24 protein-coding genes are annotated in these 22,053 nt (G+C 60.0%); 13 read left to right on the forward strand and 11 right to left on the reverse strand.

All coding sequences use genetic code 11. The features are described 5' to 3' along the window. Window positions 1–3 precede the first annotated feature (3 nt). Genes DXY30_RS10150 through DXY30_RS10165 form a run of 4 tightly spaced genes read left to right on the forward strand, consistent with a single transcriptional unit; the run spans window position 4 to window position 3,221 of the window. Complete coding sequence (locus DXY30_RS10150) at window positions 4–978, forward strand: ATP-binding cassette domain-containing protein (RefSeq protein ID WP_115094804.1); 975 nt, start codon at window positions 4–6, stop codon at window positions 976–978. Then, window positions 978–1,775 carry an ABC-2 family transporter protein gene (locus tag DXY30_RS10155; RefSeq protein WP_115094805.1) on the forward strand — a complete coding sequence of 266 codons (798 nt, stop codon included), beginning with the start codon at window positions 978–980 and terminating at the stop codon, window positions 1,773–1,775. Before DXY30_RS10150 ends, DXY30_RS10155 begins: the two co-directional genes overlap by 1 nt. Beyond that, window positions 1,775–2,563, forward strand: coding sequence for an ABC transporter permease (locus DXY30_RS10160; RefSeq protein WP_115094806.1), 789 nt, complete (start codon window positions 1,775–1,777; stop codon window positions 2,561–2,563). The genes DXY30_RS10155 and DXY30_RS10160 overlap by 1 nt, the downstream gene beginning before the upstream one ends. A 34-nt stretch (window positions 2,564–2,597) precedes the next feature. Beyond that, window positions 2,598–3,221: a TVP38/TMEM64 family protein gene (locus tag DXY30_RS10165; protein WP_115094807.1), complete on the forward strand. Its 624-nt coding sequence runs from the start codon at window positions 2,598–2,600 to the stop codon at window positions 3,219–3,221. On the opposite strand, the gene DXY30_RS10170 is transcribed toward DXY30_RS10165, so the two are convergent. The 4 genes from DXY30_RS10170 to DXY30_RS10185 are packed head-to-tail and all read right to left on the reverse strand — an operon-like array spanning window position 3,197 to window position 7,584. Continuing rightward, window positions 3,197–4,954: an FAD-binding protein gene (locus DXY30_RS10170; RefSeq protein ID WP_115094808.1), complete on the reverse strand. Its 1,758-nt coding sequence runs from the start codon at window positions 4,952–4,954 to the stop codon at window positions 3,197–3,199. The genes DXY30_RS10165 and DXY30_RS10170 overlap by 25 nt on opposite strands. After that, window positions 4,951–5,133, reverse strand: a complete 183-nt coding sequence (locus DXY30_RS10175; RefSeq protein ID WP_115094809.1) for a hypothetical protein — start codon at window positions 5,131–5,133, stop codon at window positions 4,951–4,953. The genes DXY30_RS10170 and DXY30_RS10175 overlap by 4 nt, the downstream gene beginning before the upstream one ends. Then, window positions 5,130–7,172, reverse strand: coding sequence for an NAD-dependent DNA ligase LigA (ligA, locus tag DXY30_RS10180; RefSeq protein WP_115094810.1), 2,043 nt, complete (start codon window positions 7,170–7,172; stop codon window positions 5,130–5,132). The genes DXY30_RS10175 and ligA overlap by 4 nt, the downstream gene beginning before the upstream one ends. Then, on the reverse strand, window positions 7,165–7,584 hold the full coding sequence (locus DXY30_RS10185) for a hypothetical protein (protein WP_115094811.1): 420 nt from the start codon (window positions 7,582–7,584) through the stop codon (window positions 7,165–7,167). Before DXY30_RS10185 ends, ligA begins: the two co-directional genes overlap by 8 nt. Before the next feature lie 78 nt (window positions 7,585–7,662). Between DXY30_RS10185 and DXY30_RS10190 the strand changes: the two genes are divergently transcribed. Next, window positions 7,663–8,205 (forward strand): SprT family zinc-dependent metalloprotease, encoded by a 543-nt coding sequence (locus DXY30_RS10190; protein WP_115094812.1) that lies wholly within the window; start codon window positions 7,663–7,665, stop codon window positions 8,203–8,205. 105 nt (window positions 8,206–8,310) lie between these two features. Next, window positions 8,311–8,838, forward strand: coding sequence for a hypothetical protein (locus DXY30_RS10195; protein WP_115094813.1), 528 nt, complete (start codon window positions 8,311–8,313; stop codon window positions 8,836–8,838). Here DXY30_RS10195 and DXY30_RS10200 read toward each other — a convergent pair. From DXY30_RS10200 to mnmG, 4 genes are all read right to left on the reverse strand, one after another. After that, a complete protein-coding gene (locus DXY30_RS10200) occupies window positions 8,835–9,272 on the reverse strand; it encodes a hypothetical protein (RefSeq protein WP_115094814.1) in 438 nt (145 codons plus the stop codon). The two genes, DXY30_RS10195 and DXY30_RS10200, sit on opposite strands and share 4 nt — an antisense overlap. Before the next feature lie 90 nt (window positions 9,273–9,362). Then, the gene (locus DXY30_RS10205) at window positions 9,363–9,962 is read right to left on the reverse strand and encodes a chorismate lyase (RefSeq protein WP_170951235.1); all 600 of its coding nucleotides are present in this window, start codon (window positions 9,960–9,962) and stop codon (window positions 9,363–9,365) included. After that, window positions 9,959–10,627, reverse strand: a complete 669-nt coding sequence (locus DXY30_RS10210; RefSeq protein ID WP_244281359.1) for a pilus assembly protein PilZ — start codon at window positions 10,625–10,627, stop codon at window positions 9,959–9,961. Before DXY30_RS10210 ends, DXY30_RS10205 begins: the two co-directional genes overlap by 4 nt. 24 nt (window positions 10,628–10,651) lie before the next feature. Beyond that, window positions 10,652–12,583, reverse strand: coding sequence for a tRNA uridine-5-carboxymethylaminomethyl(34) synthesis enzyme MnmG (mnmG, locus tag DXY30_RS10215; protein WP_115094816.1), 1,932 nt, complete (start codon window positions 12,581–12,583; stop codon window positions 10,652–10,654). Between the two features lie 709 nt (window positions 12,584–13,292). Between mnmG and DXY30_RS13660 the strand changes: the two genes are divergently transcribed. From DXY30_RS13660 to DXY30_RS10230, 6 genes are all read left to right on the forward strand, one after another. Then, window positions 13,293–13,757 (forward strand): hypothetical protein, encoded by a 465-nt coding sequence (locus DXY30_RS13660; RefSeq protein ID WP_137006838.1) that lies wholly within the window; start codon window positions 13,293–13,295, stop codon window positions 13,755–13,757. A gap of 102 nt (window positions 13,758–13,859) precedes the next feature. Beyond that, complete coding sequence (locus DXY30_RS13665) at window positions 13,860–14,393, forward strand: hypothetical protein (RefSeq protein ID WP_137006839.1); 534 nt, start codon at window positions 13,860–13,862, stop codon at window positions 14,391–14,393. Further along, a complete protein-coding gene (locus DXY30_RS13670; RefSeq protein ID WP_137006840.1) occupies window positions 14,390–14,836 on the forward strand; it encodes a hypothetical protein in 447 nt (148 codons plus the stop codon). The genes DXY30_RS13665 and DXY30_RS13670 overlap by 4 nt, the downstream gene beginning before the upstream one ends. 12 nt (window positions 14,837–14,848) lie before the next feature. Next, complete coding sequence (locus DXY30_RS13675) at window positions 14,849–15,409, forward strand: hypothetical protein (protein ID WP_137006841.1); 561 nt, start codon at window positions 14,849–14,851, stop codon at window positions 15,407–15,409. A gap of 105 nt (window positions 15,410–15,514) precedes the next feature. Next, window positions 15,515–16,501, forward strand: a complete 987-nt coding sequence (locus DXY30_RS10225) for a helix-turn-helix domain-containing protein (protein WP_115094818.1) — start codon at window positions 15,515–15,517, stop codon at window positions 16,499–16,501. Continuing rightward, the gene (locus DXY30_RS10230) at window positions 16,501–17,442 is read left to right on the forward strand and encodes a neuromedin U (RefSeq protein ID WP_179948970.1); all 942 of its coding nucleotides are present in this window, start codon (window positions 16,501–16,503) and stop codon (window positions 17,440–17,442) included. The genes DXY30_RS10225 and DXY30_RS10230 overlap by 1 nt, the downstream gene beginning before the upstream one ends. 240 nt (window positions 17,443–17,682) lie before the next feature. Here DXY30_RS10230 and dnaB read toward each other — a convergent pair whose 3' ends face one another. The 3 genes from dnaB to DXY30_RS10245 form a co-directional block, all read right to left on the reverse strand. Further along, window positions 17,683–19,089, reverse strand: a complete 1,407-nt coding sequence (dnaB, locus tag DXY30_RS10235) for a replicative DNA helicase (RefSeq protein ID WP_115094819.1) — start codon at window positions 19,087–19,089, stop codon at window positions 17,683–17,685. 71 nt (window positions 19,090–19,160) lie between these two features. Further along, window positions 19,161–19,619, reverse strand: a complete 459-nt coding sequence (gene rplI / locus DXY30_RS10240; protein ID WP_115024586.1) for a 50S ribosomal protein L9 — start codon at window positions 19,617–19,619, stop codon at window positions 19,161–19,163. Window positions 19,620–19,696: 77 nt separating this feature from the next. Further along, on the reverse strand, window positions 19,697–20,608 hold the full coding sequence (locus DXY30_RS10245) for a fatty acid desaturase (RefSeq protein ID WP_115024585.1): 912 nt from the start codon (window positions 20,606–20,608) through the stop codon (window positions 19,697–19,699). Between the two features lie 167 nt (window positions 20,609–20,775). Between DXY30_RS10245 and DXY30_RS10250 the strand changes: the two genes are divergently transcribed. Continuing rightward, window positions 20,776–22,047, forward strand: coding sequence for a methionine gamma-lyase family protein (locus DXY30_RS10250; RefSeq protein WP_115094820.1), 1,272 nt, complete (start codon window positions 20,776–20,778; stop codon window positions 22,045–22,047). Window positions 22,048–22,053: the final 6 nt, after the last annotated feature.

Genomic DNA, 22,053 nt, shown 5'->3' on the forward strand with positions numbered 1-22,053 from the left:
TCGGTGATTCAGGTTGAGGGGCTGAGCAAGATCTACCGGGTTGCCGAGAAGCAGCCTGGTTTCGCTGGCACCCTGCGCCATTTCATCCGCCGCCGCACGCGGGACGTCACGGCGGTTCAGAACGTCTCCTTCCGGATTGAACCCGGCGAGATGGTGGGCTTTCTCGGCGCCAACGGCGCCGGCAAAACCACCACCTTGAAGATGCTCTGCGGTTTGATCCACCCCAGCGCCGGGGAGGTGCAGGTGGCGGGGCACCGGCCGCAGCGACGCCAAGCGGAGTTCCTGCGCCGGATCACCCTGGTGATGGGGCAGAAGCAGCAGCTGCTCTGGGACCTTCCGCCGATGGATTCCCTGCGGGTGAATGCAGCTGTGTACGGCATTCCCGAGGCTGTGGCCCGGCGGCGGATCAGCGAGCTGGCCGATCTGCTGGAGCTGGGGGAGGAGCTCACGAGGCCGGTGCGCAAGCTCTCCCTTGGCCAGCGGATGAAGGCCGAACTGCTGGCGGCCCTGCTGCACGAGCCGGAGGTGCTGTTCCTCGATGAACCGACTCTTGGGCTGGATGTGAATGCTCAGGCCAGGGTGCGCCAGTTCCTGGCGGAGTACAACCGCCGCACGGGGGCAACGGTGCTGCTCACCAGCCACTACATGGCCGACATCACCGCCCTATGCCCCCGGGTGCTGCTGATTCACCAGGGGCGCTTGTTCCACGACGGCCCCCTCGAGGCCCTGGCCGATCAATTGGCGCCGGAGCGGGAGGTGCGGTTGGAGTTGGAGACGCCCATTGCAGCGGATGCCTTGGCGGGGTTGGGACGTGTGGAGCAGCTGGAGGGTTGTGACGTGCGGCTGCTGGTGCCCCGCGACCAGCTCACCGCGGTGGTGGCGCAGCTGCTGGACCGCTTCCCCGTGCGCGATCTGGATGTGACCGATCCACCGATCGAGGAATTGATCGGGGGGCTGTTTCGCCAAGGGCGCGTCTGATGCGGATCTTCGGGCTGAACCGGCGAATCATTCGGGTGCTGCTGGGTTCCCAGTACGCCCACATGCTCGAGTACCGCGCCGAGATCGCCCTCTGGGCGCTCTCCGGTGTGCTGCCGTTCATCATGCTCAGCGTTTGGAGCGGCAGCGACGCGCGGTCGGGCCTTGGCCTCGATGGTGTGGCCCTGGATCGCTACTTCCTCAGCGCCTTTCTGGTGCGCCAGTTCTCGGTGGTGTGGGTGGTGTATGCCTTCGAGGAGGACGCCCTGCTGGGCCGGCTATCGCCCTATCTGCTGCAGCCGCTGCACCCGCTCTGGCGTTATGTGGCGGCCCACCTCGGTGAGCAGCTCACCCGCCTGCCCTTTGCGGCCCTCATCGCTGCGGTGTTTTTTGTGGTGCAGCCCCAGGCCTTCTGGTTGCCGTCCTTGGGGGGCTTTTTTATGGCCTGGCTGGCCACTTGGATGGCCTTTGCCATTGCTTTCCTGTTCCAGAGCTTGATCGCCGCCCTCTGCTTCTGGAGTGAGAAGGCCAGTGCCCTGGAGCGGCTCCAGTTCATTCCCTTTGTGTTTTTCTCCGGCCTGCTGGCGCCGCTCACGGCGTTCCCCCCCGCGGTGCGGGCGGTGGCCCAGTGGACCCCCTTCCCTTATCTGATCGATTTTCCGGCTCGGGTGCTGGCGGGCCAGCCGGTGGATCTGATCGCGGGCTTCGGGGCGCAACTCGCTTGGATCGCCCTGTTGTTGCCGCTGGTGCTGCTGCTCTGGTGGGCCGGCGTGCGGCGCTACAGCGCCATGGGGGCCTGATGGGGCGGTACTGGCGAACCTTGCGTCGTTTCTGGAGCACCGCCGTGGCGGTACAGCTGGAGTATCAGGCCAATGTGTTGATCGAGCTGCTGGCGGTGGCGATGAGCCTCAGCGGCAGCCTGTTTCTGCTCTCGCTGTTCTATGGCCCCGATCAGACCCTGGGGGGCTGGAGCTGGGCCCAGGCCCTGATGGTGCAGGGGCTCTACACCGTGTTCGACGGCATGGCCAGCACCTGTTTGCGCCCGAATCTTGGGGCGATCGTCACCCATGTGCGCGAGGGCACTCTGGATTTCGTGCTGCTCAAGCCGATCGACAGTCAGTTCTGGTTGTCCTTGCGCACGCTCTCGCCGGCGGGGCTGCCGGAAATTGGCCTGGGCCTGGGGCTTCTGGCCTGGGGCAGCCATCAGGCCGGCGTGGTGCTCAGTCTGTCTTCCCTGTTCACCGTGCTGGTGATGCTGCTGGCCGGTGGCTTGATCCTCTATTCGCTCTGGTTCCTGATTGCCGCCACCAGCATCTGGTTTGTCAAAACCTGGAATGCCACCGAGGTGTTGCGGGCGTTGCTGGCCTCCGGCCGTTATCCCCTGAATGCCTACCCACCGGCCCTGCGCCTGGTGTTCACCCTGGTGTTGCCGGTGGCCTTCCTCACCACGGTTCCCGCTCAGGTGCTGCTTGGAGACGCTGCTGCACCGATGTTGCTGGCGGGCTTGGCTTTGGCGGTGCTGTTCTTTGCGGCGGCGCGGGCCTTTTGGCTTTTCGCCCTGCGCTTCTACACCTCAGCTTCCAGTTAGTGCAATGCTCCACGCCATGCGTGGGTGAGTTCGCTTGATCTCCTTGGTTCAGCATTGGCTGCCGGATGTGTTGGAGCTGCTGCGCTCCCCCGCTGGGGCGCTGCTGTTCATGCCGCTCTATGCCCTCTGGGTGACGCTGCTGCTGCCGGGGGTGTGGGCGTCGATGCTGGCCGGGGTGCTCTATGGCACCTGGCTTGGCAGTGGTCTGGTGTTTGTGGGGGCCTGCCTCGGGGCGGTGGTGGTCTTCCTGCTGGGGCGTTCGGTCCTGCGCGACTGGGCCCAGCGCCGTTTGGAGCAGTTCCCCAAGCTGCAGGCGGTGGAGCGGGCCGTCAGCAAGGAGGGGCTGAAGCTTGTGTTGCTGACGCGCCTCTCACCCGCCTTTCCCTTTTCCCTGCTCAACCTGGCCTATGGCCTCAGTGAAGTGAGCCTGCGGGATTACAGCATCGGTTTGATCGGCATCCTCCCCGGCACGGTGCTGTTTTGCGGGTTGGGGGCATTGGCCGGTGATGTGGCCCGTTTCGGTGAGGTGCTGGGGGGTGAGGCGGATGCAGGCACCTGGGTGCTGCGGGTGGTCGGGGTGCTCGCCACGCTGGCCGTGGTCTGGTTGGTGAGCCGGGCGGCCCGGCGGGCGCTTCAGGATGTTGAGCCTCCGGCCTGATCGCTGCCACTGTTTTCACTGCCAACGCCGTGGTGCACGCGGAACAGGTTGGTGGGATCCACCCGGCGTTTGATCGCCAGCAGCCGCGGGTAATGCGGCCCCCAGAACTCCTCGCGCCAGTTGGGCTCGAAGAAATCCCCTTCGTTCACATAGGAGCCGGCGCCGGGGGTGGCGGCCCGGATCGGTGCCATGGAGGCCTCCACGGCATGGCGCTGCTGTGCACCCTCCGCCGCATCCGGCTCATGGCCAGGGATACCCGGGTAGCGGTACTGAACCCAGCGGGCCAGGGTTACGAAGCCGGCGTTGTTCAGCACAGCCGGGTTCATTGCGGTTGCCCGCTCCCGTTCCAGGCCGCTGGGGTCCATGCCCGCCAGGCCTTTGTTGGTTTGGAACAGCAGGAAGCTCTGGCGGCTGGCGGCCGCAAAGGCACGGGCCAGCTCTGCCACGCGCCCGGCCTCCAGGGCATCGAGCGGGATGCCGCGCCCCTGATAGCCGCCCCAGAACGCGCCCACCTCGTTCTGATTGCCCTTCCACCAGAACTGTCCTGCTGGCGCATCTGGACGCTGGTCCCAGAACACGCTTTCTCCTGAGGGCTGCCATTTGCGTTCGAATGGCTGAGTGCGGAAGCGCGCTGTCACGCGGAAGTCGTTGGGGCGGCGGCGCAGGGGTTCGAGCAGGGGTTGCCAGATCGCTTCGGCCGCCTCGGCGTCCAGATCCAGAAAGGCGGTGCCCAGCTGCAGGCGGCGCTGGCCCGGTTCGATCACAACGCCCTCGCCCCAGGAGGGATTCACCAGCGCATCGCGCACCAGTTCGAGGTAGCGCTGCAGCACCTCCTCAAAAAGCGCATCATCCGCAGCTTCAATCGAGCCTGAGAGCCAACCGTCGAGGCGGGGCATCGGATGGGCCAGTAGCGTCTGGCGCACCACCACGCCGAAGGTGCCGCCCCCGCCACCTTTGAGAGCCCAGTAGAGGTCGGGATGGCGGTAGGCGTTCACCGTGCGCAGCTGCCCATCGGCCGTGATCAGCTCCAGCTGCAGCACGTTGCCGGCGCCGCTGCCGAAGCGCTTCGAAAAGTTGCCGAAACCGCCGCCCTGGGTGAAGCCACCGCAGGCACCCACGGTGGTGCAGCCCCCCCCCTGCACGTAGAGCTTGGCGGCGGTGGCGGCCTGATAGGCCTGCAGCCAGGTGTTGCCGGCACTCACCTCCAGGGCCGTCACGGCCGGCAGATCTGCCGGGGCCCCCTCGGGCCGGAAGGCCCGCTGCACGCGGATCTGGTTGAGGTCGTGGGTCCAGATCAGCAGCGAATCGGCCTGACCGCTGGAGCGGCCGAAGTAGTCGCCGCCGGCGCCCCTCACCACCAGTCGCAGGCGCTGCTCGCGGGCCACGTTCACCGCGGCTGCCACGTCGTTGGCGCTGGCGGCCCGCACCGCCAGGCCGCTGGCCTGGGCACTCCAGGCGCCGGCCATGCCAGTGGACTGGGTGCCGCCGGGCTGGCTCACCAGATACCAGGGGTTCTTCAGCCGGGCCGCTACGGGCTGATCCGGCCTCAGGTTCGCCCAGGGCAGCTGCGGTGTGATCAGGCGCTCGCCCAGTTGTTGACGCAGTGCACGGCCTGCCTTCTCCAGGCGGTTGGCAACGCCACCGGCCCGTGCCCCGGGTTGCTTCAGCAAGGGGAGGCCGAGTGCTGTCACCAGGGCGGCGGCACTGCGGCCGAGCAGTTGGCGGCGGTTCATGGCATTGTCGTGTCCTCGTCTGGCGTCGGCAACGGCCAGTCCCGCAGAGCCGCGATCAGGATGAACCAGGCCAGGCGCGCGCGGGCGGTCGGGCCGGTGAGCTGCTGCAGCTGAGCCAGCTTGGCTCGTCCGCAGTCGGTCTTGATCCAGCGATGCAGCGCAGGGGTGGGTTGGCTCATGGCTCAAGCATGGCGGTGAGGTCGACTTCGCTGAGCACTGTCACCCCGAGGCTCTCGGCTTTGGTCAGTTTGCTGCCGGCGGCTTCTCCCGCCACCAGATAGCTGGTCTTTTTGCTGACGCTGCCGCTCACCTTGCCGCCGGCCGCTTCGATCAGCGCTTTGGCGTCGCTGCGGCTCAGGCTGGGGAGTGTTCCTGTGAGAACCAGGGTCTTGCCCTGCAGCACACCGTCGGTGTCAGCTCCGGCTTGGCTCGCGGCTTCCTGCTCAGAGGCACTTGCTTCAAGGGAAATCCCGATGCTGCGCAAGTCATGGAGCAGCTGTTGGTTAGCGGGCGTGCGCAGCCATTGGCCAAGGCTGGCGCTGATTTCCGAGCCGATGCCGTGCAGTTCGGCGATCCGCTCCGGGGCATCCAGAGCGGCTGCCGCGAGGCTGTCGATGCTGAAAAAATCGGCGGCGAGAGCCTTGGCGTTGACCTCGCCGATGTGGCGTATTCCCAGGCCGTAGAGCTGGCGGTGCCAGGGCTGCTGTTTGGAGGCCTCCAGGGCGGCCACCAGGTTGGTGGCCGATTTGTCCCCCATCCGATCCAGGCTGGCGAGCAGGGCGGCATCCAGCCGGTAGAGATCGGCCAGCGAGCCCACCAGACCGCGGTCCACCAGCTGTTCGATCAACTTGCTGCCGAGGCCATCCACATCCAGGGCGCCTTTGCTCACCCAGTGCCGCAGGCCACCCCGCAGGATCGCCGGGCAGCTGCTGTTCACGCAGCGGGTGGCGGCTTCATCGCCCTCCCGCACCAGGCTGGAGCCACATTCGGGGCAGTGCTGCGGCAGTTGTACCGGAGTGGCGTCGCTGGGCCTGAGGTCCGGCAGCACCCGCACCACTTCGGGAATGATCTCTCCGGCTTTGCGCACCACGATGGTGTCGCCCAGATGCAGATCCAGCTCAGCAATCCGATCGGCGTTGTGGAGGGTGGCGCGGCTGACGCTGGTGCCGGCTAGGGCCACCGGTTCGAATTCGGCGACGGGGGTGATGGCACCGGTGCGGCCCACCTGCGCGCCAACGCGCAGCAGACGGGTGGGGGCTTCTTCGGCGGGGTATTTGAGGGCGATTGCCCAGCGCGGTGCCTTCTGGGTGAAACCGGCTTCGTCCTGCAGCAGTAGGTCGTTCAGTTTCACCACCACGCCGTCGGTGGCATAGGGGAGGTCATGGCGACCCTGCTCCCAGTGGTCGCAGAAGCGGTTGATGCCGGCCAGGTCTGCACAGAGCTCCCGGTTCGGGTTCACGCGGAAACCGGCCTGGTTGAGCCACTCCAGAGCAGCCCATTGGCTGGGGGGTTGGGCGTCACCCGGCAGATGCAGGGTGTAGGCGAAGAAGTCGAGCCGGCGTGTGGCCACCACTTTTGGGTCCAGTTGGCGCAGGGTTCCGGCGCAGGCGTTGCGGGGATTGGCGAACAGGGCTTCGCCCCGTTGTTCGCGTTCGGCATTGATCGCCGCGAAGGTGGCATCGGGGATGAAGGCCTCCCCTCTCACCTCAACCCATTCCGGTGGATTGTCGATCTGCAGGCGAAGGGGAATCGAGCTGATCGTGCGCACGTTGGCGGTGATCTCTTCACCGCGGCTGCCGTCGCCACGGGTGGCGGCCCGCTCCAGCACGCCGTTGCGGTAGCTCAGGGCGAGGGCGTTGCCATCAATTTTCAGTTCCCCCACCAGGGGCAGCTGGGTGTCGTTGGGTCGGTCCAGCACCTTGAGCAGCCGCTCATGCCAGGCCTGTAGGTCGTCGCGGTTGAAGGCGTTGTCGAGGCTGAGCAGGCCCACACGGTGCTCAACGCTGCTGAACCCTTCCGCTGGAGCCCCACCCACCCGCTGGGTGGGGCTGTCGGGACGTTGCAGATCAGGATGGCTCTGTTCCAGCTCGAGCAGCTCGCGATAGAGGCGGTCGTAGACCGCGTCCTCCATCACCGGAGCATCGAGAACGTAATAGGCGTGGCCGGCACGGTTGAGCAGTTGCCGCAGTTCCGCGGCCTGCTCGTGCGGATCAGGCATTGACCCGGTTGATGCGGGCAATGCGCCAGTTGTCCTCCACCTTGGTGAAGGTGAAGTCGAGGGGCAGCTCCTCGTCACCTTCGGACTTCAATTTCACGGTGAGGAGCAAGTTGCCTTCCTGCACGCGGGGGCGTCCGGACTTGAGATTGCGGAACTTGTTCAGCTTGAGGTCGGCCAGGAAGCGGATGAACTGCTGTCGGCTCACGTGCTGCCGATAGGCCTTGGTGGTGAGCAGGTAAGCGGCATCGATGCGGCCGGCAGCAACCTGCGTGAAGAACTGCTTGATCAGGGGGTTGATCCCGCGGGCGTCAAGCACCAACTTGACGGCGTTGTAGATCCAGTACCCCAGCAGGGTGACTCCTCCCGCCAGCAAAGCTTTGCTGCCGATGTCGCGCACCAGTCCTAGTTCCATCACCAGCTGTCAAAGCAGGGCCGAGTCTGACTGACCACGGCAAGATGGCGCTGATTCGGATCTCCTCCCCCCTGCTCTGTGCCTTTGCAGCCCCTGCTGCCGTTGTTTCACCGCCTCAACCGGGAGCATTTCGGAGGTGTTCTGGTGGATGGAGGGCAGCCGCTGACGGCTGTGCGTTGGAGTGATGGGCGGATGAGCCGCACCGCGGGGTTTTATCGGCGTGGCCCAGGGGTGGGCGAGGGGCGCGGCAGCGAGATCGTTCTGTCGCGACCCGTCTTGGAACCGCTGCCGCAGACCGCCACGGAAAGCACGCTTTGTCACGAGATGATCCACGCATGGGTCGATCTGGTGCAGCGCCGCCGGGAAAGCCATGGACCGCTGTTCCGGTCTCGGATGGCAGCGATCAATGCGGCCCAGAGTCGCTTTCAGGTGAGCATCCGCCACAGCTATCCGGTGCCGCCCCGGCCGCCCCGCTGGCTGGCGGTCTGTCCCCGCTGCGGGCGTCGCACTCCTTGCCGGAGACGCACGCGCAATGCCGCCTGCCGCGCCTGTTGCGTCGAGCACTTTCTCGGCCGCTGGGATGCCAGCTGTGTGCTCAGTTATGTGGAGGCGGAGGGCTAGATGGAGGTGTTCTGGCTGTCCCTTGAATGCGGTGGTGTGGTGATTGTGTTGTTGGGATTGCGGCGGGAACAGTGGTTGCGCCGCCGCCGTCGGTAACGTCAGGGGATGGAGGAGCGATTCGATCGGTTGGACCGGTTCCGTGATCAGCGGGACCGCCGTCTTGACCAATTTTTGGAAACCGGACGTCAGCTCGTCGATGGCGTCTCCGGCCGGCGGCCTGGACAACGACCCGGGCAGCGGCGTTCCGGTTTGGACCTCGATTCAGTGGGCCGCTGGGTTGGGGAAAAAGTCGAATGGCTGTTGGAAGAGGACGACGATTGGCAGGAGCCCTGGCAGGAGTCGGGGCGCGTCCGCCCGGAGTCAGCCCGTCCTTCGCGTTCCACCAGGCGACCCCTCGATGCAATCTCACGCCGGGGCCGCCGTTCTGGGCCGGCACCAGTGCCAACGTCAACGCCGCCTGTGGCTCAGGAGTTCAAATCAGATCAGCAGGATTGGCCGGAGGATGACAGCTTTCGAGTTCAGCGTTGGTCACGGTCGGCGCAGGCGATCCCCCGTCCGGAGCCCGAAGCGGCTCCCAATCCGACTTCCGCAAGAAGGGCACTGCCGCGCTCCAGCCGTCGCCGGGCCGATTAACGGCTGGCGTGAAGTGAGCGCGGGTTGACCCGATAGCGGCAGCCCCGTTCGGCAAGTTTGTGGTTTACATCGTCGAGCAGTTCCCCGGGCATTTCTTCCGCCATTTGGTCGGCTGTGGCGGTGATCGACGGCGATCCGACCTGGAGGGCTTCCAGCAGTTGGGTCCACTGTTCGATTTGGAGGCTGCGGCTCATGGGCTCATAGCCCTTGTGTTCCAGCAGCTGGCTGCAGACTTCGCGGTTCCAGAGCACGCTTCGCCCTTGGCCATGGGGCCCTGTCTGCATGGCTGCATTGGCGTCGAGTGCGTTCTGGGTGGGCCGACCACGACGGTCACGCCAGCCTTGATGCTCGAGGGTCTTGCCGCAGTGAATGGCTGAAATGCCGTAGATCCGACCGAGGTCGGTAAGGCTTAGCCAAGAGGTGGTGGCAGCCATGACACGGTGAACCGAAGTGCCTACATCTTCCTGAGTGCACAACTCTTGGCAAGTTGTCAAGAGCAAATCCCAACAAACTCGATGGTTTGTTCATGAACTTTGTTGAAACTCCTGTCGCAGCGTGGGCCCGAGCCAGGTTTCGAGCTGTGGGCTGAACACTTCGCGAATCACGGTGAGGGCCTTGCCTTGGCGGAAGAAGCGGTAGTGGCGGCTCCAGTACGGGCCGCGATAGCCAAAGGTCTGGTCGAGCCAATCTCCTTCCACTAGGGCCAAGCCATCCACCTCGCGGAACAGCTCAGAGCGTCCTTCGGTCAGGCTTTTCCAGATCGGTTGGTTGCGGTCCCGCAGGTGCCAATCCGCTTCAGCTTGGTTCCACCAGCTTTCCGCCCAGGCCAGGGGTGTGCCGCCGCAGGTCAGCCAGACCTGGCGGCGCAGCAAGGGTGCCATCAGTTCCTTCACTTCCTCCGGTGCCCCGGGGTGGTCGCTCTGGTCGGCCTCCATGGCGATCAAATCCACGGCGACCGGTGAACCGGTTAGGAGTCGCAGGTGGCGGGTCGGGCTGCCATCACCCAGCAGCATCAGCCGCCAGGGCCCTGGGAGTTGTCGCGGTCCCTCCGCCGAGATCACGGCGTCGGTGGGGGCTTGCCAGAGCTGGTGCGGTGATGGGTGAAGACGCTGGGTGGGGTTCAGAAGAGTCCTCCCACCGAAAGGGTTTGGCTCTGGCCGTTGCGGCTGATCACAGCACCGCTATCGGTGACGTTGTTGAGAACCCAGCCGCTGCTGCCGATGGCATCACCAATGCCGGCGGACACCGATCCCTGTCCCAGCTGAAAAATGGCGGAACTGGTTCCACCGGGGCCTTGCACCACGCCTGTGAGTTGGGGGGTGGGCTCGATTGGAGCCGGGGCTTGATCGCTGCTTTGGGGAACGGCCGTTAACGGCTGTTTGATTGGCAGGGTCAGCGGTTCCAGGGTCAAGACCGCTGCTGGAGCCTCCTCGGGCGTGACCGTTGTTTCTGGGCGGGTCTCCTGCGCAGCGAGTTGGTCGCGCAGCCGCTCGATCAGGGCGACGCTTTGCTGCCGTTCCAGGTCCAGGCGGGAGCGCTGCAGGCTGCTGACCAGCCAGGCGCTGCAGATCACCCCGGCAACGGCGACGCCACTGATCACGGGCAGCAGCCAGGCAATGGGGGAGTTGCGCTCGGTTGGCTTGGCTGTTGGTTCATGCACATCCACATCCACCGGTACCAGGTGTGGCTGGCTCGGGGCGGTGACCGTCTCACGGTCAAACACCTGGTCCATCACCTGCTCGGCTCGCAGGTTCCAGTAGGCGCGTGAGGTGGGAACCCGTGCTGACACCGCAGACGTTTCAGGACGCCAACGCTATCGAGCTTCTGCGGTGGGGGCGAGGGGTTGGTGTTCCCTTTTCTGCAGTTCCAGCCACATCAGCAGGGCTGTGATGTCGGCCTTGCTGACGCCGGGGATGCGGCTGGCCTGGCCAAGGGTGCTGGGTTGAATCGCAGCGAGCTTCTCGCGGGCTTCGTTGGAGAGGGTGCCGATGCCGGCGTAGTTCAGATCGGTAGGCAGCTTCCGCTGGCTCTGGCGTTTCACCTGATCGATCTGTTGTTGTTGGCGTTGCAGGTAGCCGCTGTATTTGATGTCGATCTCAGCTCCTTCCCGCACCGGCAGGGGCAGGTCGGCATCGGCCAGGCCATGGCGCACCAGATCCGCGGCGTGCATGCCGGGTCGGCGCAGCAGGTCCGCCAGGGTGATCGAGCCTTTGATGGCTGCGCCCGTTTCCTGCTCCACCGCCGGGGCCACTGGATCACTCACCTTGAGGCGCACAGTTTCCAGCCGCTGCTTTTCGCCCTCCATCGCCTGGAGCTTGTCCTCGAACAGCTGCCAGCGGCGGTCGTCGATCAGGCCCAGCTCACGGCCCAACGGTGTGAGGCGGCGGTCGGCATTGTCACCCCGCAGGATCAGGCGGTATTCGCTGCGGCTGGTGAGCACCCGATAGGGCTCGCGTAGGTCTTTGCTCACCAGATCGTCGATCATCGTGCCGATGTAGCTGCCCTCGCGGGGGAAGTGCACCGGCTCCTGGTTGCCGATCAGCCGGGCAGCGTTGACGCCGGCCACCAGGCCCTGGGCGGCGGCTTCCTCATAGCCCGTGGTGCCATTGAGCTGTCCGGCGCTGAACAGGCCACGCACTCGCTTGGTTTCCAGGGATGGCTTGAGCTGGGTGGCAGGCAGGTAGTCGTAATCAACCGAATAGGCCGGCCGCAGCATCACGGCTTGCTCCAATCCCGGCAGGCTGCGCAGCAGTTGCAGCTGGATCGGCTCCGGCAGGCCGGTGGAGAAGCCCTGCACATAGATCTCCGGGGTGTCGCGACCCTCCGGCTCGAGGAAGATCTGGTGGCTGTCTTTGTCCGCGAAGCGCACGATCTTGTCTTCGATCGAGGGGCAGTAGCGCGGACCTTTGCTGTCGATCACACCGCCGTAGATGGCGGTGAGGTGAAGGTTGTCGCGAATCAGCTGATGGGTTTCGGCGGTGGTGCGGGTGATGTGGCAGCTCATCTGCTCACCGCTCACCCAGGCGGCCGGGTCAAAGGAGAAGAAGCGGTCGGCTGCATCGCTGGGCTGTTCTTCCAGCTGGTCGAGGGCGATGCTGCGCCGGTCCACCCGGGCGGGGGTGCCCGTTTTCAGCCGGTCGGTGTGGAATCCAAGTTGCTGGAGAGCCTCGGTGAGGCCTTCGGCGGCCTGTTCACCAGCGCGGCCGGCGGCCATCGATTGATGCCCCACCCAGATGCGGCCCCCCAGGAAGGTGCCGGCGGTGAGGATCACCGCCTCAGCGCCATAGACGCTGCCGAAGTAGGTGCGGATGCCGCTGATGCGTTGCTGGTCGTCTTCACCGCTGGTTTCGAGGCCGGTCACCATCGCTTCGCGCAGGGCGAGGTTGGGGGTGTGCTGCAGCAGTTGCAGCATCTGGCGTGAATACAGGCGTTTGTCGGTCTGGGCGCGCAGGGCCCACACCGCTGGGCCGCGGCTGGCGTTGAGGATGCGCTTCTGGATGGCGGTGGCATCGGCCAGGCGCCCGATCACGCCACCGAGAGCATCCACTTCATGGACGAGCTGGCTTTTGGCCGGGCCACCGACGGCTGGGTTACAAGGCTGCCAGGCGATTCGATCGAGATTGAGGCTGAACAGGGCGGTGTTCAGGCCAAGTCGAGCGGCCGTGATGGCCGCTTCACAACCGGCATGGCCGCCGCCAACCACGATCACGTCGAAGGATTCAGTGGGGGCGGCGGAGAAGCTCATCGCTTCATTATCGGCAGCCGCTGACGCTCAGTTCACCAGTTCAAGGTGAGCTTCGTATGAGTTGTTTTGAAGCGTGGTGCCTCGATTGATGTTCGTGATGGTGTGGCTCCGCTTCAGGGTCTCGCGAGGAAGCAGATTGAAATGACGCCGTCTTGAGGAAGCGGGTGAACGGAGTATCGAAAAGCAGCTGATCCGTGCTCGCAGGTTCGTTCTGCTGCCGCCGTTGACGATCACGTCGAAGCATTCGTTGGGGGCAGCCTTCTGGGGAAATATTTTCCTGTCAGTAAATGACGCAGGTCAGCTGTCTGTGTTTACCCGTGTTGTTCCAAGTGCTGTAGCTCAGTGAGCGGGGCGGATTAGTGGTGTGAGCAGAGGCTTGATGCCGGTGTTGCTGTTGGCAAGTAGCCGGCACACGTCCAGAAAAATGGATGCTGGTTGAGTCGATCCTCGCTGATGCGGCTTGGCCAGTGAACACTGCGCCGATCATCAAGGCCAAGTGCAGCAGGGCGACTCTCTTTGATGAGCCCATTTGTTCATGCTGTTGAGCCTAAAAGCTAAATGAGCTCATTTGTTCACGACAATTCGCCGCAATCATTCGTTGAGTTGCTCAATTTGTCTTAGGTGATGATCTGTCAAAGCCAAGATGGGCCACAAATATTCTCAGCTTCTTCTCAGGTGTTCAGAATTAGGTAGTGCCAGACCACCTTTGATGAACTTCAAACGCATCGCTGCAACCGCACTTCCCGCGCTTGCATTCGCATTGATGCCTTCCGCATCACTTGCAACCACTTCAACTACAGTTTTTTCGGCAACTGTTGACCAAAACTGCAATTTCACTGCCACGGATACAGCGGTACCGCTCACACTCAATAGTGATGGGGATACCCTCTCCGGAACGACTGATACCCTCACAGTTCAGTGCAATTACGGAGTCGAAGTTGATCTCGCAATGACCGTCAACACTAATAACCCAGAAGAAACAACCAATGCTTTGACTGTTACAAGCGGAGGTAGTGCACTCTCTGCAAATTCGGACGGTCATTACGAACTAGGTAATAGTAGCGGTGTCGCTAAAGACTTCACATTGGGTCTGTCAGCTGCTCAAAGTAGTTCGACACAGCTTGCTCCTGGAGATTACGAATATACAGTCGTAATGACACTGGTCGCTAGCTGAATTTTAATATTTGATCTTTTTGGGTTTTTAAAAAGATCAAATATAAGGGAGATTTGATTTTCAATCTCCCTTTTTTTGTCTCGTGGCGGCTCTTGACTGGTCATGTTTTCCTGTTTGTTGTTGAGGTGCATTCGTCTCAAAAGCTTCGTATGTGGGCTACTTCTTTTTGCAACATTTTTAGTTAATCGTTCGGGTTCTGCTAGTGAGACTTCGACGGTATTTTCTGCAAATGTACCATTTGAATGTGTTATTCAAAATAACAATACTGGCTCAGTTCTAATGAATTTTGAAGAATCCACTTTGCGAGCAGACGCTGTTAAGTTGACTGCTACTTCTGATTCATTGGAAATAAGCGGTAATGGACTTGCAGACGTAATTTTTGACTATACGCAAATACAAGGTTCAGATGCATTTTATACTTTTATGACCGCAGCTGCACCTCTTGATAGCGGTTTCAATGCAGCAATTGTAGGGATGCAAAACGGTAGTAACTTTCTTCAAATTGAGGGTGGTTTCCCGGTTTTGACGTCCTCTTCACGTCCTATTACCATATACTTCAGGGCGGACGTATTGAATCTTGTTGGAGAAACCTATGAATTCGAGGTAACCTTAACTTGCTTGCAAAGATCTGAATGAACTGGTTAATTTTCCCAAGTCTTCTTGCTGCCTCTTTGAGCCTCAATCCCAACACTAAAAATGTTTCACCTGGTTTAGGGTCCCGGGTTGTTATTCGCACACAGGCACTTTTGGGGAATTCTGAGCCCGGTGAATATGAGGTGGGTGCATTTAAAAATAAGGAGGGTGGTGGTCTTTCGCCAGGGAGAAAAATAGATAATGTAAGAGTAAGCCCTTCCAAATTATTTCTGAGGGAAGGCAGGCCTCGTAATGTCGTACTCAGCATTCCCAGTGATTCTTTGAAGCCAGGCCCACTATGGGTTTGTCTTACTGAAAAACCTAAACCAGATAAAAAATCAGCCCTTCCAGACACTGGTCCGCGGTTTAATTTGTTGGTTCGTACTTGTTATCAACGAGTTTTTCAGCCTCGCAATTCCATTCTTCAACGTTTGTTGCCAGAATAAATTCTACTTGTTATGAACCTATTTATTCCCAAAATTGAAGTCAGGAGATTAATCAGTTGTTCCAGGAGCAAGCTTGGTTTCCAATTTCTTGTTTTGAGCTTATTCTCGTTAACGCCTGCAGGTGCACAGGTCGCAACTCCAATTGTTCCAACATCAGTAACCACGCTTGAAAATCTTCCTCTGAGGGATCTTTCCGCTATTGGGGCTGCACCCGCTTTAGGAACTCGATTTCAAGTTGATCTGCCTGATGGAACTAGTTGTATTTCCACCAATGGCACTCCTCCCTCACTCAACTTCTATAGTGGATATTCTCATCGGCAAGACGAATCAAGGTCTGCGATAAACCTTGTCAATAGATATTCCGGAAATGGTAATGGTTACGCAGTAGGAGCAGTTTTAAACCTCCCATTTGGGACTATGAATACTCGAAACTGCGATGAAGCTTACGCTTTAAATATTGCCAATAAAAAACTTGAAATGGCAACGTTCATGTTTCAAGAGGACCTTCTGACTGAACAGGAGCTTAGATCGTTGGCTGCAGAGCTCAAGCAGGTATTATTACTTAAGAAATAATAGTATCGACGGCAACACTTTAGTTTTGCTTGAACAAGTGGGCTCATTTGATCAACCCTAAACGCACATAATATGTTACTTTAATAGATCGAGCGAAATCTACCGATGACTAATCGGAAATTTCTTACCTTCAAAAGTACCGTAGATCTTGAGTTTATTTTAAATCGCCAGCTTTCTAATGCTGCAATACTCCCCCTAGAAAATGGTCCTTTGAGTGGCACTGTTGGGGTTGTTCGGCTGCCAAATATTAGCCTCAACATAGTGAATGTAAATCGTCCAATCGCTATTTATGCTGATCGAAGATTAGATAAAATATTTTTTTCTGTTGACCTGTCGCACACCTCTAATTTGCCTTCTTCCGGCCTCAAGGCACAAGGCGTTAACATTAATTCCCCGGCATTGTTTGGGTTTAATTCAAATTTAAAGGACTTAGATTTGCGACTTGATTGTGGGAGCCAATTGGCTACGATTGTCTTGCGCAAGCATTTCTTTGAAAGTAAATTAGTTGCATTAGGTTTAGATCATTTGCTTGAATTTGTTGGCAAGTACAATATTTTCTCAAGCCTTGCAACCCAAACTCGCCTTTTGGATTTAATGGCAAAGATTTGGTTGGATGATGGGATTCTTTTTGGTACTTCATCATTATTTGAAGATCATATTATTGCTACATTAATCGACTCTTTGTCCGATGGCGATAACCGTCGTGTCGCGAGAGTTCCTAGTCGTCAGGAGCGCCATGAGGCGGCTTTGAAAATTCTATCCATAACCAGACAATCTCAAGCCAAAGGGATTGAAATACAGGATTTGTCTCGAATATTGCATCAATCCAGGACTTCTTTGTTTAATGGATGTAAAGAACAGTTTTCCATGTCACCTATTCAGGTTATTAGATCAGTAAGAATGCATCAAGTTCGGCATGCACTTCTGGATGTCGAATTTTGTGAGCAAAATAATTTAAATGGTGTGATTGATGTAGCCCAGCATTTTGGTTTTGTCGGCAGATCTCATTTCGCTCGTTTTTATAAGCAAGAGTTCCGCGAAACGCCACGTCAAACTCTTCAGTCTCGCAGAATAGCTGAAAAGAGTTTTTAATGTTTTTTAATCGGATCTGTTTTATTTATTGCAATGTCTTTTTTTGGGTTCGCTTTAATCTTCACTTCCATCTTCCTGCCATGAAGGCTCTTTTGTTGAGAACACTTCTTTTTGCAGGTACTTTCGCGATCTGTCCTGTTATTTCGTCTCGGGCCAACCCAATCACCGCAAAATCACGCTTGTGGTTTGAGTGGAACATGGTTCCCAGCACTCAATGGGCTCCAAAAACGATCGATTCGAAGGCACGTCCAGACAAAACGCTTTACACCCTCAAACTTCAGCCTGTTTTTCCTTTTCGTCTCAATGAGGATTGGACAGTCCTGACGCGGACGATTTTCCGCTTTGTTTCGGCGCCTTCGGCGACACCAGAGCTTGGCCTGACGCCTATGGGCGAACCCGTTCTTTTGGGTTGGAATCAGAGAAATCGCATGGGTTTGTCTGATGTCAGCCCGACTGCTTTTTTGGTGCCCAATCTTGGGCCTGATTGGACCGTTGGTTTTGGGCCGTCGCTGGTGATTCCCGCTGGCGATGGTCCCACCGATAGTGGAAAGCTGTCCGTTGGCCCTGCACTTCTCGGCTACTACCACAGGGGGCGTTGGACAGTGGGCGCCAGGATGCGCAACATCTGGTCTGTTGCCGGTGATCCTCAGCGAGATGGCGTCAACCGCTTTATTGCCCAGCCTTTGATTCGTTACCAGCTCAACAAGAACTGGTATTTCACTTCGTCGCCAATTATTTCGTCCGATTGGACCCATCCGGATGGTGATGGTTGGATCGTTCCAGTGGGAGGTGGCATCGGTTATGCGTTCAGGCTGGCGAACCAGCCGATGCAGATTTCACTGGAGAGCTACTACAACGCCTTGAAGCCGACGTTTGCTGGTGAAGAGCTTTTGGGCGATTGGACGATTCGCACTCAGGTTCAGGTTTTATTTCCGAAGTGAATTGTTGAATCCCTGGTTTTTCCGATTGGACCGGCTGAGGGTCGCGATAAAGGTGCGTCTGCCATACCGGCGAATCTTGTGTCGCCAAGGCGGTAATCAACTGGTGGTTTTGCGAAGTGCCTTCAGCCAACCTGCCACGTAGTCGCGATGCCTTTGCGGGCTCAGAACCCACCGGGCGATGTAGGACGAGCCAACACCAACGAGCAGAATTCGACCGATCCACATCTTTAACCTTCTAAATCAAGCAGCGAGATTGCGGAAGCGAGTGAACTGCGGCTCGAATAGCAACTTCACTGTGCCCACCGGTCCGTTGCGGTGCTTGGTCACGATCACTTCCGTGATGCCCCGGTCTGGGGTTTCCGGGTTGTAGTACTCGTCGCGGTAGATCATCAGCACCAAGTCGGCGTCCTGCTCGATCGAGCCCGATTCCCGCAGGTCGCTCAGCATCGGTCGCTTGTTGGTGCGTGACTCAACACCCCTGCTCAGCTGGGAGAGGGCAATCACTGGCACGTTCAGTTCCCGGGCCATCTGCTTCAGGCCCCGGGTGATGCGCGACAGCTCCTGCACCCGGTTGTCGGAGCCCGAGCCTTCCATCAGCTGCAGGTAGTCGATCATCACCAGCCCCAGCTCCTTGCCCTGTTCCGCCATCAGCCGCCGGCAGAGCGAGCGCATTTCCAAAACCCCGGAGTTGGGCTTGTCGTCGATGAAGATCGGCAGTTGTCCCAGGCTGTTGATGCCCTGGCCCAGCAGCGGCCATTCCTCCTGCTGCAGTCGGCCGGTGCGCAGTCGGCCCGCTTCAATTCCCACCTCCATCGAGAGCAGGCGATAGGTGAGCTGCTCCTTGCTCATCTCCAGGGAGAACAGGCACACCGGCAGGTCATGCAGCTGGGCCACGTTCTTGGCCAGGTTCAGAACGATCGAGGTTTTTCCCATGGCTGGCCGGCCGGCCACGATGATCAGGTCGCTGCGTTGCAGGCCCTGGGTCATCGCATCCAGGTCGTAGAAGTTCACCGGGATGCCGGCCACTGAGGTGCCCAGCGAGCGGCTCTCGATCTCCTCAAAGGTCTGGGTGAGGATTTCGGCTGTGGGAGTCAGACCCTTGGAGGGTTTCTCTTGGCTGATGGCGAAGATCTTCTGCTCCGCTTGGTCCAGCACCTGCTCCATCGGCAGGCTCTGATCAAATCCCAGTTGAATCACTTCGTTGCCGGAGCGGATCAGCTGGCGGCGTAGGAACTTGTCCATCACCAGCCGGGCCACCTGCTCGATCGAGGCGGTGGAGGGAACCCGCTCCACCAGCTCCACCAGTCGGTTGTTGCCGCCTACCTTCTCGAGGGCGCCGGTGTCGGCCAGCCAGGCGCTCATGGCGGTGAGATCGGTCGGCTTGCCCTGGCCGTGCAGCATCAGGGCGGTGCGGAAGATCTCCCGGTGGGCGTTCAGATAGAAGGCTTCCGGCTGCAGCACGTCAGCCACACGGCTGATTGCATCAGGATCCAGCAGGATGCCGCCCAACACTGCCTCTTCCGCCTCCAGGTTCTGGGGCGGTACGGAATCGGGTAGGGCCTCGAAGTTCGGCTCGTCGTCGCGACGGCCCTGGCCATAACCACGGCGTCCCCCATCATTCTTCTCTGGCAGGGGGACGCTCACCATGGCGGCAGGGCGTTACGAAAGGAATCACACTCTGGCTCGGATGAGCCGTTTGAGTGTTGTTTGATCAGGGATCAGTAGCTGACCACTTCCAGGTTGATCTCGGCGGTGACTTCGCTGTGAAGCTTCACCGTGACGGTGAACTTGCCGGTGCGGTGGATTTCAGGTACCACGATGTCGCGGCGGTCGATCTCCTTCTTGGTGGCTGCTTCGATGGCTTCGGCCACATCACCGTTGGTCACGGTGCCGAACAGAACGTTGTCTTCACCGGTCTGCTTCTTGACGGTGAAACGCCCGATGGTGGAAAGGGCGGTTTTGAAGTCGAGCGCTTCCTGCTTCAGAGCTGCCTGACGTTCAGCTTCCTTGGCCCGGCGGTGCTCCACCTGCTTCATCACCGCTGGGGTGAGGGGCACAGCTTTGCCGAAGGGGAGCAGGAAATTACGGGCGTAACCCGGAGCAACCTCCACCAGGTCTCCGTCCTTGCCCAGGCTGAGGAGATCCTCATTCAGAACGACTTTTACACGCTTAGGCATGGGACCGGAACGATGGATGAAGGCGGGTGCGATCGACCACGTTACGACGTGGCCTGTTGGTAAGAAGTCTCAGAGCCTCAGGAGGCTTCGTTGACGTAACGAGCAGTGCGGACACGGCTCGCCAGACCAAGACGTTTGAGCAGCCGCACGTGTTGCCAGGTGAAATCAAATTCAAACCAGCGCAGACCGTGGCGAGCGCTTGCGGGGTGAGCGTGGTGGTTGTTGTGCCAACCCTCACCGAACGAGAGCAAAGCTACCCACCAGCAATTGCGCGACAGGTCAGGGCAATCGAAGTTGCGGTATCCGAAGGCGTGGGTGGCTGAATTCACCAGCCAGGTCACGTGGTAGACGACCACGAGACGGAGCGGGATGGCCCACAGAACCAAGCCAAGGCCTCCACCATGCACCTGTGCAGTTTCCCCGAACCAGTACAGCCCAAGTCCCAGGGGGATTTGAAGGAGCAGGAACCAGCGGTCGAGCCAGCGATAAAACGGATCGCATTGAAGGTCGCCGGCGTAACGGTCGAGCTCCCTAAGAGCAGGGATGTCGTGCAGCATCCATTCGCTGTGGCTCCACCACAGCCCACGCCCAGCGTCATGGTGATCATTGGGTTGATCGGAGAAGCGATGGTGATGGCGATGCAATCCCACCCACTCGATCGGGCCGCTCTGACAGGCGAGGGTGCCCATGAGCACCAGGATGCGCTCCACCCATACCGGAACCACCAAGCTGCGGTGTGCGACCAGACGGTGCAGACCAAGCGTGACGCCCAGCACAGTCATCCAGTACAAAACACCGAAAGCCACAACCCCCTGCCAGCTCCAGAACCTTGGGAGCAGGGCCACGGTGGCTAGCACGTGCATCACCAGCATGAAGCTGGTGGTGCCCATCTTCAGCTTGCGCTGACGGGCTGGCAGAGGCTCACGCCGTGCCACCACCGCTGCCCGCTGGCGTAGCTCACGGGTGTCAGCTGTTTGCGAGGAAACCAATCGGATTCTCCTGAAATTGACAAGCCGCTCAGACAGGGAAACCGAGGAGCGGATGGTGCCGTTAGTGACAGAAATCTAAAGGAGTTCACGAAGTGCAGAGGCTTGGCACGTTCTGAAGAGTCGCGTCGGTCAGGACCTATGAAGGCAAGAACTCAGCAAGGAAACGGGTGATTAGTGCAATCGCAAATCATCTGATCGAAGTGGTGGCAAGGGATCAGGCTGAACTTGCCGCAGCGAGGACGGCGTCCGTGGAGCTGCGTTTGCAACGGGTCCTGGATGCGCTGTCGGCAGAGCGTGTGGGTACACAGCACTTCACTTCGCTCACCGGCTACGGCCATGGTGACCAAGGGCGTGAGGTGGTGGATCGGGTCTTTGCCCGGGTGCTGGGGGCCGAAGCCGCAGCAGTGCGCCTGCAATTCGTGAGCGGCACCCATGCCATTGCGGCAGCGTTGTTTGGGGTGTTGAGGCCCGGTGATCGTCTGTTGTCCATCACTGGGCGCCCCTACGACACCTTGGAAGAGGTCATCGGTCTCCGCGGTGAGGGTCAAGGCTCCCTTGCAGACTTCGGGATCTCTTACGACGAAATCGACCTGCAGCCCGACGGGGCAGTGGATGAGGTGGCGTTGAGTCAGGCCTTGGAGCAGTCCTGTCGGATGGTGCTGATCCAGCGAAGTTGTGGTTACAGCTGGCGGCCCTCGGTCACGGTTGATCAGATCGCAAGGCTGTGTGAACACATCCATGCGCGCCAGCCCGACTGCGTTGTCTTTGTCGACAACTGTTACGGCGAGTTGGTGCAGGAGCAGGAGCCAACCGCTGTTGGGGCGGATCTCATCGCTGGATCCTTGATCAAGAATCTCGGCGGCACCATTGCCCCCACTGGCGGTTACATCGCCGGACGGGCTGATCTTGTCGAGCAGGCCTGCTGCCGGCTCACGGCGCCGGGGATCGGTAGTGAGGGCGGCACGGGATTTGACCTGCAGCGGCTGGTGCTGCAGGGCCTGTTCCTGGCACCGCAGATGGTGTCGGAGGCATTGATCGGCGCGGATCTTGTGGCGGGGGTGTTCGCGCGACTTGGTTTCCCTGTTAATCCCATGCCAGGCGCGGTGCGTAGCGATTTGATTCAGGCGGTTCGGCTGGGAAGTCCGGAAGCCCTCAAAGTCGTGTGTCGAGCCTTCCAGTCGACATCACCGATTGGCGCTTATCTCGATCCGGTGCCTGCATCCATGCCGGGGTATGCCTCCGATCTCGTGATGGCAGGGGGGACGTTCATTGACGGCTCTACCAGTGAATTTTCGGCGGATGCGCCGCTGCGGGAACCCTTCAACCTGTACGTGCAGGGCGGTACCCATCGGGCTCACATCCGCCTGGCGTTGTCCCGTGCGTTGTGTGACCTGAATGCGGCAGGACTGATCAATCTCACGCAAACTGGGATCACCTGAAACTGC

This window comes from Synechococcus sp. UW106, from assembly GCF_900474015.1.
In the GTDB taxonomy this organism is placed as follows: domain Bacteria; phylum Cyanobacteriota; class Cyanobacteriia; order PCC-6307; family Cyanobiaceae; genus Parasynechococcus.